We start from the raw sequence: 13,162 nt of genomic DNA on the forward strand, positions 1-13,162 counted from the left end.
TCACGACACGGAAAGAGGAGAACGTATGACGAGCACGCCGACCCCCACTGTGGGATTCATCTACCCCGATCACGCCGCCGAGGACGACTACCCCTTCGCCGCGGAGATGCTCGGAGTGGATCTGCCGGTCGTGCACATCTACGGCACCGACCTGCACGCCGTGCCCGAACTACTCGACCTCGGGAGCCCTGAGAAGCTCGCAGGCGGGGCCGCACTCCTCGCCGAGGAGAAGCCGGACGCCGTCGTGTGGGCCTGCACCTCGGGCAGCTTCGTCTACGGTCCCGACGGGGCGAAGCAGCAGGCCGAGACGCTCGCCGCGGCCACCGGTGTACCCACGTCCAGCACCAGTTTCGCGTTCGTCCACGCCCTGCACGCGCTGGGGATCACCCGCGTCGCGGTGGCCGCCAGCTACCCGGAGGACGTCGCGAAACTGTTCGTCGAGTTCCTCGCCGCCGCCGGTATCGAGGTGCTGTCGATGTCGAGTGCGGGAATCGACACCGCGGCCGAGGTCGGTCTCCTCAGTCCGGAATCCGTGGTGGAACTCGCGGTGGAGAACGACCACCCGGACGCCGAAGCCCTGCTCATCCCCGACACGGCCATGAGGACGCTGGGTGCGCTGAGTACTCTCGAGCAGCGCCTCGGCAAGCCGGTCCTCACGGCAAACCAGGTGACCATCTGGGAAGGCCTGCGTCTTGCGGGCCACACGGCGGTGCACCCGTCGTTAGGAACCTTGTTCGAGAAAGGCCACAGTCATGGCTCTGACTGACCTGGAACCCGTCAGTCGTCAATCGACTGCCGAATTCATCGCGGACCGCTTGCGGGTCGCCATCATGAAGGGTGCACTCGAACCGGGTGCGCAGCTGGGCGAGGCGGAACTGGCCGCGCATTTCCAGGTCTCGCGCGGGCCGCTGCGCGAAGCCATGCAGAGACTGGTGTCCGAGGGCATACTGCACAGCATCCGTCATCGCGGGATCTTCGTGACGGAGCTGACCCTCGACGACGTCGTCGACGTGTACCGCAGCCGCTCTGTCATCGAGCGCGGGGCGCTCGAGATGATTCTCGACGACGGCCGCCGGGAATCCACCTACCTGGCGCTCGAACCCGCCGTGCTCGTGATGGAGGCCGCGGCCGAACGCGGCGACGCCGCCGCCGTCTCGGACGCCGACCAGCAGTTCCATCAGATCCTGGTGGAGAGTTCGGAGAGCCCGCGGCTCATTCGCGCGGCGAGGACGCTGCTGATCGAGACCCGGATGTGCCTGGGTGCGTTGCAGACCACCTACGACGACATCCGCGAGCAGGCGCAGGAACATGCCACCCTGCGCGAGGCGATCCGGACGGGTACAGCTGGAGAGGTGCAGAAACTGCTCGCCGAACACCTGGACGACGCCGTCCAGCGGCTCCGCGCCGACCAGAAGACTCTGTCGTCGTAGCGACAGAGAAATAGAGGTAAGTGCCGAGGAGGGACAATGACTCAGGTAGCTGAGGTTCAGGGATACACCAACCACCACGATCGCTACCCCACTCGGATCGCCGCCGAGCCGTCGATGCTCCAACGGGCCGAACCCGCCGTGTGGGGCACACCCGCCGACGGGCCGTTCGATTCGTCGGCCCTCGCCGGACACGAGTCACGCGGCTTCACCATCATCGACAACATCCTGAACGCCGGCGAAGTGAAGTCGTGCCGGGAGGAACTCGACCGGCTGTCCCGGGACCCCGCGATGCGTGACAGCGGGCGCGTCATCTGCGAACGCGGCACCGACGAGGTCCGTTCCGTCTTCGACGTGCACCGGCGCAGCGACGTGGTCGCCGAGCTGATCCGCGACGGCAGAATTCTCGACCGCGCACGGCAACTCCTCGGCTCCGACGTCTACATCCACCAGAGCCGGATCAACTCGATGCCCGGGTTCAAGGGCACCGGCTTCTACTGGCACTCGGACTTCGAGACCTGGCACGCCGAGGACGGTCTCCCCGTCCCGCGGGCCGTCAGCTGCTCGATCACGCTCACCGAGAACTACCCGTTCAACGGGTCGCTGATGGTGATGCCCGGTTCGCACAAGCGATTCGTCCAGTGCGTCGGCGCCACCCCCGACGAGAACTACACGTCGTCTCTCGTCGCCCAGGAGGTCGGGGTTCCGCGTCGTGAAGACGTGACCCGGATGGCGGGGGAGTTCGGGATCGACCAGTTCACCGGTGCCGCAGGCACCGCGCTGTGGTTCGACTCGAACGTCATGCACGGGTCGGGGAACAACATCACGCCCTACCCCCGGTCCAACCTGTTCCTCGTGTTCAACAGTGTCGAGAACACCCTCGTCGAGCCGTTCGCCGCGGCGCGTCCGCGGCCCGAGTACATCGCGTCACGCGACTTCACGCCGCTGTCCTGACGTGAGTGGCACAGCGTGCTCCGGCACGCTGTGCCACTCACCTATGCGGGGACTTCGTGCAGGGCTCGGGCGAGATGGGCGAGCTCGGGAATGTCGGCGGCCCGATCGAGCGCCGCCTCCAGCGTGGCGTCGTGAGTGGGACGAGCCTCGTCCAGTGCGGCCCGGCCGGCCGGTGTGAGCTCGGTGTAGATGCCGCGGCGGTCGTCGTCGCACAGAATGCGGGTGAGCAGTCCGCGGTTCTCCAGACGGTTCACGAGCCTGGTCGTAGCGCTGCTGCTCAACGCCGCCGCGCGGGCGAGTTGCGCCATGCGCATGTGCCAGCCGTCCTGGCGGCTGAGGGCGTCGAGCACCGTGTACTCGACCACCGAGAGATCGTGCCCACGCTGCAGGGCGCGTTCGAGCTCCGCCTCGAGTAGCCCGTGCAGGGCCGCGAGCGTGCGCCATCCCTGCGACCGGATCTCGACGGCGTCGTCAGCGACTGCCATGGCCCACCTCCTGCGGATACGACTGCCAGATCAGAATACCAGCTTGCGCACATAGAAGGCGTGTGCAACTATTTATACCGCGTCTGCAACTAATGCAGACGCGGTATTCGAGCTAGCGCTCTTATCTCCCAGTCTGTACGAAAGGAGTGGCTGCGATGCCACTGGGTCTGCTCGCCCTCGCAATGGGCGGCTTCGGGATCGGTCTCACCGAATTCGTCATCATGGGATTGCTGCCGGAGGTGTCGGCCGATTTCCAGGTGAGCGAGTCGGTGGCCGGCTACCTCATTTCCGGCTACGCCCTCTCCGTCGCCATCGGAGCGATCGTCATCACCGCAGCCGTCACCCACTTCGACCGCAAACGTGTGCTCCAGGCGCTGATGGTGCTGTTCATCGGCGGCAACCTGCTGTCGGCACTGGCCCCGACGTACGACGTCATGATGGGCGGACGCGTCCTCGCGGCCCTGTGCCACGGCGCGTTCTTCGGCATCGGCTCGGTCCTCGCCGCCGACCTCGTGCCCGCAAGCAAGCGGGCAGGCGCGATCGCGACGATGTTCGCGGGTCTGACCATCGCCAACGTTCTCGGTGTCCCGTTCGGCACGTTCCTCGGTCAGCAGTTCGGCTGGCGCTCCACGTTCTGGGCCATCACCGTCATCGGTGTCGTGGCGCTGATCGGCATCGCAACGCTGGTGCCGTCCGTGTCCCGTCCGGCGGACGCACCGGAATCCGCCGGTCTGCGTAGCGAACTGCGGGCCTTCCGATCTCCGCAGGTGTGGTTCTCGATCGCCGTCACCATCCTCGGATTCGGCGGTATGTTCGGCGCGTTCACGTACATCGCGTTCACCCTCACCGAGGTCGGCGGATTCGCCTCGACCAGTGTCCCCTGGCTCCTCGTGCTCTTCGGCGGCGGTCTGTTCGTCGGCAACGTCCTCGGTGGACGTGCCGCCGACAAGGCACTCACCCGCACGCTGATCACGATCCTCGCCGTGCTCACCGTCGTGCTCGTCGTGTTCGCCCTCACCGCGGGGAGCAAGCCGATGACTATCGTGGCCCTGTTCTTCATGGGCGCCTTCGGTTTCGCGACCGTCCCCGGACTGCAGATGCGGATCATGAACTACGCGGCGCAGGCGCCGACCATGGCGTCCGGCGCGAACATCGCCGCGTTCAACGTGGGCAACGCACTCGGGGCCTGGCTCGGCGGCATCACCATCGCCGCGGGACTCGGCTTCACGTCCCCGATCTGGATGGGTGCCGCACTGACCGTGGGTGCGCTCGCCGTTCTCGTCCTCGCCACCGCACTCGACCGTCGGCCGAAAGGTCAGTCGGTGGAGGAGGATCCGGCGGTGGTGTCGGTCTGACGTCAGCGCGGCAGCGTCGCGTCGCCCGGTGCGCGCGAGATGGTGGCGATCGTGTTCTCGTTCTGACTGGTGGCGTAGGCCCTCGCGCCGTCGGCGGAGGCCGCGACGCCACCGGCGCTGCCGCCGACGGCGAGCGACGTCACCTCGGTGTTGGTGCCCGGATCGAACACGGTGACGGCCCCACCCTCGGAGTCGACGACGTACAGGGTGTGTCCGTCCGCGGTCACCGCGGCACCGCCCATCGTCCCGTCGACACCGAATGTGGCGGTCACCGTGTTGGTGGCCGCGTCGATCACCGACATCTCCGCGCCGCTCCGCACGTAGGCCCGGTCGTTCGTGGCCGTCACGGCACTGGGGTGGGAGGCGACGGGAATCGTGTCGACGACGGTCGTCGTCGCCGTGTCGATCACCGTCACCGTGTTGTCGGAGGAGTTGGTGACGTACACGTGCGTGCCGTTGGCCGCGAGCTGGATGGGGAAGGCGCCGACCGGAACCGTGGCGGTCACCGTATTCGTGGCGGTGTCGATCACGGAGACGGTGCTCTCGACGCCGTTGGTGACGTAGGCGTGGGCCCCGTCTGCGGATACCGCGACCGCCAAGGCGAATTCGCCGACCGCAATCGTGGCCGCCACGGTGTTGGTGGCGGTGTCGATCACGGACACGCTCCGGTCGGCGGTGTTCACGACGAACGCCCTCGCACCGTTCGGGGTGACGGCGATTCCGGTGGGTCCGCCGCCCACCGGGACGGTGGCGGTGACGGCGTTCGTGGCGGTGTCGATGACGGCGACGCTGTTGGCCCCGGAGTTCGTGGCGTACGTGACGGCGCCGCCTGGTGCGACCGCCACCTGCATCGGCGTCTGCCCGACGGGAACGGTGGAGGTCACGGCATACGTCGGCGCCGCACCGGCGGTGGTGGCCAGGAGGCCCAGCGTGGCGACGCCGATCGTCAGGACAGTCGAAGTGCGGGCGAACATCACCGTCGTAGTGTCTCTCGCACCGCGGCCGTCGTCCGGGATGTCCGCAAGATCACGTGGCAAGCCCGGCGAGTCCCCCCGAGTTCGCGGTCTCGCGGGTTCGCTGCGCCAGCTCGCTCAGGCGACGGGCGCGGGCGATCTCGGCCGGAGTGAACGGCTCGTCCGCCGGCCGCACGAAGACGAGCGGCTCACCCTCACCCGACGGGATCTCGACGGACGCCCCCGTGGGCGGATGGTCGCTCACCCGCGAATCGACGTACTGGGCGCCGAGAAGCTCCGCGATCGACAGGGGCAGTTCGGACGGATCGGCCGCCACCCGCGCCGCCAACGTCAGTGCCTTGGTCTGGCCGTCGATCAGCGCGAGCGCCGACGCCGGCCAGATTCCCACACTGCGTCCGCCTCCGGCCCGGACGGCATGCGCGAGCGCCTCCGGCGACGTCTCGCGGCACGCGCCGACGATCAACTCGTCGAGCGAACCGCCGTCCAGGTGATGGACGTGCACCGTCAGGATGTTCGCCTCCAGCTTCGCGAGATTGTGGGCCAGCGATTCGAGCTGTCCCGGTTGGTCGCTCACCCGGACACGGATGCGCCAGAGCGACTGCCCCGTCGGGAGAGGGCCGTGCTTGCCGTCGGGCGGACCGTGCAGCCAGCCGCCGAGCAGTCTCATCGCCGACGGCTCCACCACCCAGATCACCAGCACCGTGGTGCTGACGGTCAGGACCGCGACGGTCATCAGATAGGAGACGTGGAAGTGAATGACCAGGGCATGGAGCAATAGTTCGACGGGAAAGACGGCGCACAGTTTCGCGAGCGCCAGGCGGACGCGACGGGGGTGCGGAAGCCGGCCGCACACCTCACACGCGTTGACATGAACCCCGGGTTCTCTCTCGGCATCGTTCATGCGCCCACTGTCGTCCGGAAGTATTGCCGGGTAGTTTCATCCCACGGTCGGTGGTGTGACGGATGATTTCGAAATGCGTTGGGGTGCAACGCCGATGTGGTGGGACAGACACCGCGTCACCGCGTGTGATCGGGGGCACGTGGACGGCTATCCGACCTCGAATTCGTTCGACGTCCCGGTGAACGAGGTGATCGCGCCTGCCGCGTCGCGGCTGTTGCCGAAGTACTGCACACGGTAGCGCCCGGCGGGAGTTCCGGCGGGGACGTCCCACGTGATCCGCGCGACCGACCGGTTCGACCCGGTGCGCGTCCAGCGGTACTTGGTCGACCAGTCGCCGTCGTCGGCGTGACGCACCCAGCCGTCGCCGCCCCGGCGCTGGATCTCGAGGAACGTGCCACGCCGGCGCGGGTCGTTCCGGGGGTGGCCGGTGACGAACTCGACCGTGACCTGTTCGCCCGCCGACACTTTCGCGGCGGGCTCGGTCAGTACGTCGCCGAAGACGCGGCCTGCCGGTGGTTCGTCGTGGTCGACGCCCGGACCGGCGTACGGCTGGAACTGCGACAGGTCGCGGGGCGCTGGGCCGCGGGGAACGTCGCGGCCGGTGCGCATCGCGTCCGCGAGCGCCGCGAATCCCTGCTGGTACGCGGGCAGCGTGTAGCGGCCGAAGAGGGTCGAGCCGCCCTCGTACTGCTGCGCGTCGTACTCCTGCGGGGTGGTGCAGTAACTCGCGTACGAGTTGGCGTAGCCCTGGAAGATCACGTTCTCCAGCGGCACACCGAGTCTGTCGGCGACGGTGCGGCGGATCCGCAGCCCGGACACGATCGTGAATTCCGCCGGGCCGCCCACCACGTACACGCCGCCGATGCGGATGATCTGAATCTTCAGCACGTGCGGAACCCACCCGTCGGGTGGCAGCAGACCGACGGCCACGAGCACGAGTTTCGGGGCCTGCGCGTCCTGCAGCCACTGCGGGATCGGAGCGTCCATCCCGCCGAGCGCGTCGACGAGCGGGTTGGTGGTGCCTTCCGGGAAGATCGGGATGGCCGGACCGTCCTCGGTGCTGCCCGCGCTCATGGCGGCCCCGACACACGCGGGGGACGTGCGATAGGTGCGGCCGTCGGGGGTGAATTCGCCGCCGACCTCCTGATTCGCCATGTCGAGGTACATGATTCGGCTGTCCACACCGCCGGTGAGAATGTCTGACGCCGATTCCCACGCCGTGCGTGCGGCCGCGACCTGCCGTCGCCCGATGATGCGGGTGTTCTCGAATTCGTCGTCGGTGGGTCCGTGGCCGGGCCGGAGGTCGAGGTTGGGGGACATGTCGCCGGTGTTCGTCTGCGGGAACGCGGCGACGAAACGAGGCTTGTCGTCGTCGAGGTAGCGGACACCCTCGTGGTCGTGCTCCCAGAAGTAGGCGGCCGCACCCTTGTTGTCGCCGGATATCAGATGGTTCGTGTTGGTGAGCGAAGCGCCGTGGGTGGGGAACCAGTTGATCGCCCCGACGTCTCTGCCGCCCTGCGTGATTCGCAGGACCCGCATCGACGTGTCGATGCCCAGGGGGTAGTAATCCCGGTCCTCGGAGGGGTTGCGGTCGAAGGCGATCCGCGAACGGTTGACACTGGCATCGGTGAGTTCGCTGCGCCCGTACGACACCGAACCTGGAGCGAGGGAATCGTGCGCTGCGGTGATCGCCTCGACGATGCCGCAGACCTCGGCGTCGAACACTTGACGATTGTGGCCGAGCACGGCGAGGTTGTAGGCGTAGTCGTGGGACGCCCCGCCGCACGCCGCGTGGGAGTGCACCGCCGTGAGCATGACGTTCCGCTCCGTGTACAGGCCGCCGTGGAGTTCCGCGAGCCGGGCCAGCACGGCGTCGTGCACGGACTGAAAGATCATGCACACGTCGACGCACACGTAGACCACGCGCTGCCGACCGGGCTCGGCGAACACGAACGCCCGCGCACGGGTCCGCTGATGCAGTCCCTCGGCGCGCTGCTCGAAGCTGGAGTACCCCATCATCCCGACGTCGGCGACCGGCCCGGTGGCGTCGGAAATGCCGACCCCGATGAGGAATTCGGAGTCGGGGTCGGGATTTGCGGCCGCCGTCCCGGAACCGAGCGTGGTGAACGCCGGAGTCAGGGCCGCCCCCGCGAGCACGCTGCGTCGTCTGATCTGCACTACCGATCGTCCTTTCGGCGGTCGTCCCCCCAGGGGTGCCACGAATTGGTCAAGCGTCCAGAACCGTAGCCGGTATTGGACCCCAGTTCGGTAATCGGCGCAACCCCCCCACGTGAGTGGCGAAGCGTGCGCGGGCACGCTTCGCCACTCACGTGCGGTCAGACGGGCTGCGCGTCCCCGAACGTCATCGTCAATTCGGGGATCGAGGACGTGACGAGTGCCCGTTTCGGAAGTCCCAGCGACCGTAGTTCGTCCGCGATCGGGTGGCTGCCCAGTTTGAGCTCCGCCCCTCCGGGCCGGGAGCGGATCCCGGTCGGGTGCATGTCCCAGGTGGTGAATCGGGTGAGCCCGTGGAGGTGCGAATAGGCGGCGAGCGACGTGCCTGCCCCCGAACCCGGCACCGCAATACCCGGCTTGACACTCAACTGTGCGATCAGCCGGCCGTCCCGGCTCACCGAACCGCGCCTGACGGAACCGGTGTGGTCGACGTCGAAATCGGCCAGGACCTTCGGGAAGCCCCAGATGCCGCGGCCGGCGGCCAGAGTGAAGTCGCCGTCGACGGGCAGGTGATGAATCAGCGCACCCGCCCGGCCCCGGGCCAGCGCCTTCAGGTCCCGGGGGACCGAGGTGCTGGCGGCCCGGTGGTCGCGGACGAGGAAAGCAACCCCGAATTCGTTGTACGGGCCGAGGTCGCCGTCCACGTAGTCGACGAACACGAGGACGCAGATGCCGCGTCCCGGCCGGAACTGCAGGATCTCGAGGCCGGTGTAGTCGATCAGCGACTGGGCGGCGCGGGTCGGCACCGAATACATCGCCATGAACGCGGACGCGGCCCGGATCTCCACGGGCATGTCGACCTGCTTGCCGAGAACCTGGTGCGACGTCACGGCCCGACCACCCCGCGCAGACCGTCGGCGCCGAACATGGGCTCGAACATCGACGTGAAGTCGGGTCCACGACGCAACATCTGGCCGCCGTCGACGTTGATGATCTGCCCCGTGATCCAGGTGGAGTCGGGGCCGAGGAGGAACTTGGCGAGCGCGGCGATGTCGGTGACCTCGCCGACCCGTGCGATCGGGGTGTTGGCCAGGTAGTCGTCCAGGACGGGCCCGCCGTCGGTGATGAGCGCGACGAGGTCGGTGCGGGTCAGTCCGGGGCGGATGCAGTTGACGCGGACGTTGCTGGCCCCGAGTTCGTCGGCGGCGAGTTGCGTCAGGTTGTCGACACCCGCCTTGGACGGACCGTATGCGCCGAACCAGCGGTGCGTGTTGCTGCTCGCGATCGAGGAGATGGTGACGATGGAACCGCCGCCTCCGGCGACGAGCGCCCGCGCGGAATGCTTGATCGTCAGCATGGTGCCGGTGACGTTCAGGTCCACGGTCCGCCGCCACGCGTCCACGTCGAGTTGGGTCACGGGTCCCACCGTTTCGTTCCCGCCTGCGCAGGTGACGACGCCGTGGAGCTGCCCGGTGCGCTCGGCCGCTGTTGCGACAGCGCGGATGACGTCGTCCTCGTTCGTGACGTCGGCGGTGACCGTGTCGACCGTCCCCGCGGGATCGCCGGTGGTGATCTGCTCCGCTGCGCGTGCCAGTTTCTCCTCGTTGCGACCGCAGATCGTGACGTGGACGCCGTCGGCCGCGAGGGCGGTGGCGACACCCAGTCCGATGCCACTGCCGCCACCGGTGACGAGTACGGACGTCTTCGCGAGCCCGCTGCTGCCGTCGTTGGTAACCACGTACACCTCCAGGTAATAGAACTCGTGTCAATTATCGAGCCGAGGATCTGTGAAACTTGCCGCTATACCACTGCGTCATAATAGGAACACGTTCTATTATCGGGGCACGATCGGCGGGATTCAATGCGGAGGAGTGCCTCGATGACGAACAGGCCGGATTTCGATCTGATCGAGGGACGGTTCTACTCGGGCGAACTCGGCGACCCTCGGCAGGCCTACGCATGGATGCGCGCCCACGAACCCGTGTATCGGGCGGACGGGATTCTCGGCGCCGCGTCGTACGAGGCCGTCCTGGCGGCCGAACGCGACCCGGAGTTGTTCTCGAACGCGGGCGGCATCCGCCCCGGGGTGGGCCCGTTGCCGCAGATGATCGACATGGACGATCCACAGCACCTGCAACACCGTCGCCTCGTCAACGCCGGCTTCACCCGCAAACAGGTGGAAGCGAAGATCGGCCGGATCCGGGAGATCTGCGATCACCTCATCGACGCCGCGTGCGACAAGGACGAAGTGGACTTCGTGCGCGACCTGGCCGCGCCGCTCCCCATGGCCGTCGTCGGCGACATGCTCGGCGTGCGGCCCGAGGAACGCGACACGTTCCTGCAATGGTCCGACGACCTGATGAACGCACTCGGCAGCAACGCCACCCCGGAAGAACTCCAGGCCCAGGCCACCGCGTACCTGGCATTCAACGAATTCACGCTCCGGACCATCGAGGAGCGGCGGCAGAATCCGACGGACGACCTCACCAGCATCCTCGTGCACAGCGAGATCGACGGGCACCGGCTCAGCGACCCGGACATCGTCGGCGAAACCCTGCTGATCCTGATCGGCGGCGACGAGACCACCCGGCACGTCCTCAGCGGCGGCATGGAACAACTGATGCGTCACCCCGACCAGCATCAGCGGCTCGTGAACGACCCCGACGGGATCCCGGCGGCGGTCGAGGAGATGCTGCGCTGGTCTTCGCCGATCAAGAACATGTGCCGCACCGTCACCCGCGACGTCGAATTCTTCGGAACCGACCTGCGCCAGGGCGAGAAGATGATGCTGCTCTTCGAATCCGCCAACTTCGACGAGGCCGTGTTCGACAGTCCCGAGGTGTTCGACATCGAACGGTCCCCGAACCCGCACGTCGCATTCGGTTTCGGCACCCACTTCTGCCTGGGCAACCAACTCGCTCGCCTCGAAGCGAAGATCATGTTCGAGCAACTGCTGTCGCGGCTGCCGGACATGGTGCTCGTCGACGACGGCCCACTGCGGCGTCGTCCCGCCAACTTCGTGTCCGGGCTCGAGGAGATGCCGGTGAAGCTCTAGGCGCTCCGCGCCCGTGCGCGGTTGACGAGTCTCTGGACTCGTTAACCACTCACGGGCGGCGAAGCCGCCTACTCCGGTGCGTCGATGTTCAACTCGTCCGGGTGGGCTCCGACGCGGACGCCGTCGTCCATCGTCTCGATCTCGCTGAGGTCCTGCTCGCTGAGCTCGAAATCGAACACGTCGATGTTCTCGCGGATCCGCGACTCGTGCACCGACTTGGGGATGACGATCAGCCCACTCTGCAGGTGCCAGCGGATCAGCACCTGGGCCGGGCTCTTGCTGTGCCGGTCGCCGATGCGGGTGATGATCGGGTCGGTGAGCAGCGTGTTCGGCTTCGAGTCGTCGCCCCACCCCGAGTTGCTGGTGCCGCCGAGCGGGCTCCACGATTCGACGGCGATACCGTGCTCGACGGCGAACGTCCGGATCTCCTGCTGCGCCAGATGCGGATGCAACTCCACCTGGTCGACCGCCGGAACGACGCCGCCCCGGTCGATCAGCAACTGCAGGTGACGCGGTTCGAAATTGCACACACCGATCGCCTTCGCGCGACCCGACTCGGCGATCTTCTCCAGCGCATCCCACGTGCGGAGGATGCGGTCGTCGTCCTGCAGCGGCCAATGGATCAGGTACAGGTCGACATAATCGACGCCGAGACGTCCGAGGCTGGCGTCGAACGCCTTCAACGCCGGCTCGTAGCCCTGATCGGCGTTCCACAACTTGGTGGTGAGAAAGATGTCTTCGCGGGCGACTCCCGAGTTCGCGATGCCGCGGCCGACCCCTTCCTCGTTGCCGTATGCGGCGGCGGTGTCGATGTGCCGGTAGCCCGCCTCGTCCAGGGCGAACCCCACGGCGTGTTCGGTCTCGTCGTTGTCCGCCTGCCAGACGCCCAAGCCGAGCTGCGGGATGATGGTTCCGGAATTCAGCACGATGCTGGGTACTCGAGGACTCATGCTGTCCAGGCTATCGACTGTGGTGGGGTCGTGAGGGGTACATGCGCCCTGGCATCATGCGGAGGTGACGCAAATTCGGCTGTTGGCGACGGACCTCGACGGCACCCTGCTGCGGTCGGACCGCACGATTTCCCCTCGCACCGCGCAGGCCATGGAGGACGCGCGACTGTCGGGGGTGGAGGTGGTGTGGGCAACGGCCCGCGCCCGGCACTCGGTCCACGAGCTGGCGCAGTCGTGCGGATTCCGCGGCAAGGCGATCTGCGCGAACGGCGCGGTGGTACTCGACCTGGCCGACGGAACCCCGGTGATCACGGCGACGACGACCATCGCGATGGCGTCGGCCGCAGCGGCCATGGACCGGGTGCGGACCCTGATGCCCGGTGTCGTGTTCGCGAACATCGGTCCGACGCGCTTCGTCGCCGAACCGGCGTACGCGGCGTTGTGCGAGTTCGCCGACCACCACCGGCACCCGCACGAGATGGCGCTGTCGGAACTGCTGCCCGACATCGACGAGCCGATGGTGAAGATCGTCGCCCGGCACCCCGAGGTTCCCAGCGCGGAGCTGTACCGGGCGGCGGTGGCGGCCGGCGTCGACGGCGTCGAACTGACGCACTCCGGGGCACCGTACGTCGAAATGGCGGCGTCCGGCGTGTCCAAGGCGAGCGCGCTCGCCGAGCTCTGCGCGGTCGACGGGATCTCGACGGAGGAGGTCGCCGTCGCCGGGGACGCCATCAACGACGTCCCGATGCTGACGTGGGCGGGCACGGCTCTCTGCCCGTCCAACGCGCTGCCGGAAGTCCTCGCCCTCGCCGACCACATCCTGCCCAGCAACGACGAAGACGGGGTCGCCAGCTACTTGGAGCTGCTCCGCCGCCCGTGAGTGGTT

At 67.6% G+C, this 13,162-nt stretch carries 13 protein-coding genes; 6 read left to right on the top strand and 7 right to left on the bottom strand.

Annotation, left to right across the window (positions count from 1 at the left end; translation table 11 throughout):
- Positions 1 to 25: 25 nt before the first annotated feature.
- From PSR88_RS23325 to thpD, 3 genes are read left to right on the top strand one after another with little or no spacing between them, the layout of a single operon-like run.
- On the top strand, positions 26 to 766 hold the full coding sequence (locus PSR88_RS23325) for a maleate cis-trans isomerase (RefSeq protein ID WP_011596947.1): 741 nt from the start codon (positions 26 to 28) through the stop codon (positions 764 to 766).
- Positions 753 to 1,430 carry a GntR family transcriptional regulator gene (locus PSR88_RS23330; protein ID WP_016884059.1) on the top strand — a complete coding sequence of 226 codons (678 nt, stop codon included), beginning with the start codon at positions 753 to 755 and terminating at the stop codon, positions 1,428 to 1,430. Before PSR88_RS23325 ends, PSR88_RS23330 begins: the two co-directional genes overlap by 14 nt.
- 36 nt (positions 1,431 to 1,466) lie before the next feature.
- Positions 1,467 to 2,381: an ectoine hydroxylase gene (gene thpD / locus PSR88_RS23335; protein ID WP_011596949.1), complete on the top strand. Its 915-nt coding sequence runs from the start codon at positions 1,467 to 1,469 to the stop codon at positions 2,379 to 2,381.
- Between the two features lie 41 nt (positions 2,382 to 2,422).
- Here the strand turns inward: thpD and PSR88_RS23340 are convergent, their stop codons facing one another.
- On the bottom strand, positions 2,423 to 2,866 hold the full coding sequence (locus PSR88_RS23340; protein WP_009477657.1) for a MarR family winged helix-turn-helix transcriptional regulator: 444 nt from the start codon (positions 2,864 to 2,866) through the stop codon (positions 2,423 to 2,425).
- A gap of 155 nt (positions 2,867 to 3,021) precedes the next feature.
- Between PSR88_RS23340 and PSR88_RS23345 the strand changes: the two genes are divergently transcribed.
- Positions 3,022 to 4,221 carry an MFS transporter gene (locus tag PSR88_RS23345; RefSeq protein WP_011596950.1) on the top strand — a complete coding sequence of 400 codons (1,200 nt, stop codon included), beginning with the start codon at positions 3,022 to 3,024 and terminating at the stop codon, positions 4,219 to 4,221.
- Between the two features lie 2 nt (positions 4,222 to 4,223).
- Here the strand turns inward: PSR88_RS23345 and PSR88_RS23350 are convergent, their stop codons facing one another.
- From PSR88_RS23350 to PSR88_RS23370, 5 genes are all read right to left on the bottom strand, one after another.
- Entirely contained in the window at positions 4,224 to 5,195 is a 972-nt protein-coding gene (locus tag PSR88_RS23350; protein ID WP_016884058.1) for a beta-propeller fold lactonase family protein, read from the bottom strand.
- A gap of 52 nt (positions 5,196 to 5,247) precedes the next feature.
- Positions 5,248 to 6,096: an amino acid-binding protein gene (locus PSR88_RS23355; RefSeq protein WP_016884057.1), complete on the bottom strand. Its 849-nt coding sequence runs from the start codon at positions 6,094 to 6,096 to the stop codon at positions 5,248 to 5,250.
- Between the two features lie 147 nt (positions 6,097 to 6,243).
- Positions 6,244 to 8,274 (bottom strand): neutral/alkaline ceramidase, encoded by a 2,031-nt coding sequence (locus PSR88_RS23360; protein ID WP_016884056.1) that lies wholly within the window; start codon positions 8,272 to 8,274, stop codon positions 6,244 to 6,246.
- A 158-nt stretch (positions 8,275 to 8,432) separates the two neighbouring features.
- Entirely contained in the window at positions 8,433 to 9,161 is a 729-nt protein-coding gene (locus PSR88_RS23365) for an acetoacetate decarboxylase family protein (RefSeq protein ID WP_342338471.1), read from the bottom strand.
- A complete protein-coding gene (locus tag PSR88_RS23370; protein ID WP_050787511.1) occupies positions 9,158 to 10,009 on the bottom strand; it encodes an SDR family oxidoreductase in 852 nt (283 codons plus the stop codon). Before PSR88_RS23370 ends, PSR88_RS23365 begins: the two co-directional genes overlap by 4 nt.
- A gap of 141 nt (positions 10,010 to 10,150) precedes the next feature.
- Here PSR88_RS23370 and PSR88_RS23375 point away from each other — a divergent pair, with 141 nt between their 5' ends.
- Positions 10,151 to 11,326 carry a cytochrome P450 gene (locus PSR88_RS23375; RefSeq protein ID WP_342338472.1) on the top strand — a complete coding sequence of 392 codons (1,176 nt, stop codon included), beginning with the start codon at positions 10,151 to 10,153 and terminating at the stop codon, positions 11,324 to 11,326.
- Between the two features lie 68 nt (positions 11,327 to 11,394).
- Here the strand turns inward: PSR88_RS23375 and PSR88_RS23380 are convergent, their stop codons facing one another.
- Positions 11,395 to 12,276: an aldo/keto reductase gene (locus tag PSR88_RS23380; RefSeq protein WP_011596957.1), complete on the bottom strand. Its 882-nt coding sequence runs from the start codon at positions 12,274 to 12,276 to the stop codon at positions 11,395 to 11,397.
- A gap of 64 nt (positions 12,277 to 12,340) precedes the next feature.
- Here PSR88_RS23380 and PSR88_RS23385 point away from each other — a divergent pair, with 64 nt between their 5' ends.
- Positions 12,341 to 13,156 (top strand): HAD family hydrolase, encoded by an 816-nt coding sequence (locus PSR88_RS23385; RefSeq protein WP_342338473.1) that lies wholly within the window; start codon positions 12,341 to 12,343, stop codon positions 13,154 to 13,156.
- Positions 13,157 to 13,162: the final 6 nt, after the last annotated feature.

Source organism: Rhodococcus sp. DK176, from assembly GCF_038447315.2.
GTDB classification, from domain to species: Bacteria; Actinomycetota; Actinomycetes; order Mycobacteriales; family Mycobacteriaceae; genus Rhodococcus_F; species Rhodococcus_F jostii_A.

What these genes read in the sequence shown, in the direction of transcription:
- PSR88_RS23325 (WP_011596947.1), top strand. Translation starts at nt 26, where the DNA reads ATGACGAGCACGCCGACCCCCACTGTGGGATTCATCTACCCCGATCAC.
- PSR88_RS23330 (WP_016884059.1), top strand. Translation starts at nt 753, where the DNA reads ATGGCTCTGACTGACCTGGAACCCGTCAGTCGTCAATCGACTGCCGAA.
- thpD (WP_011596949.1), top strand. Translation starts at nt 1,467, where the DNA reads ATGACTCAGGTAGCTGAGGTTCAGGGATACACCAACCACCACGATCGC.
- PSR88_RS23340 (WP_009477657.1), bottom strand. Translation starts at nt 2,866, where the DNA reads ATGGCAGTCGCTGACGACGCCGTCGAGATCCGGTCGCAGGGATGGCGC.
- PSR88_RS23345 (WP_011596950.1), top strand. Translation starts at nt 3,022, where the DNA reads ATGCCACTGGGTCTGCTCGCCCTCGCAATGGGCGGCTTCGGGATCGGT.
- PSR88_RS23350 (WP_016884058.1), bottom strand. Translation starts at nt 5,195, where the DNA reads ATGTTCGCCCGCACTTCGACTGTCCTGACGATCGGCGTCGCCACGCTG.
- PSR88_RS23355 (WP_016884057.1), bottom strand. Translation starts at nt 6,096, where the DNA reads ATGAACGATGCCGAGAGAGAACCCGGGGTTCATGTCAACGCGTGTGAG.
- PSR88_RS23375 (WP_342338472.1), top strand. Translation starts at nt 10,151, where the DNA reads ATGACGAACAGGCCGGATTTCGATCTGATCGAGGGACGGTTCTACTCG.
- PSR88_RS23380 (WP_011596957.1), bottom strand. Translation starts at nt 12,276, where the DNA reads ATGAGTCCTCGAGTACCCAGCATCGTGCTGAATTCCGGAACCATCATC.